Annotated in this window: 1 protein-coding gene; it reads right to left on the bottom strand. The window is 47.0% G+C overall.

Annotated features, from left to right (window positions below; genetic code table 11):
* Window positions 1-381, bottom strand: a 381-nt coding sequence (locus ICN41_RS11250) for a condensation domain-containing protein (RefSeq protein ID WP_216293019.1), incomplete at both ends; no start/stop codon positions are given.

The following is a 381-nucleotide window of genomic DNA, read 5'->3' as shown; positions in this document are numbered from 1 at the left end:
TAGTGGCAAGCTGTGCACTGGCAACTGGGGGTTAGCCACTAAGTGCGTCAGTAACTGCGTAAAGCTCTTGACCCAAGCTTGCACACTCGCTGGTGCAAATAAGTCAGCATCATACTCAAAGCTACCAGTCAGGGTGCCTGCAGGGGTGAGGTTGAGATGAAGAGTGATATCAAATTTAGCTGTTGGGGGGCTAATAATTTGTGTTTCGGTAATGATATTCCCTAGCTCAATACTTGCTTTTGGAGCAGTCTCATAGGCAAGCATTGCCTGAAACACCGGTGTATGTAGTAAAGAGCGTGCTACCCCTAACTCTTCTAATAAGCGCTCAAACGGTAGATCTTGATCGACTAAAGCAGCCTCTACACTTGCTTTTGCTCTACG

It is taken from the genome of Polynucleobacter sp. 15G-AUS-farblos, from assembly GCF_018882445.1.
Taxonomy (GTDB): domain Bacteria; phylum Pseudomonadota; class Gammaproteobacteria; order Burkholderiales; family Burkholderiaceae; genus Polynucleobacter.
Note: the sequence above shows the minus strand (reverse complement) of the source record. Positions and strands in the feature narration are given on the sequence as shown.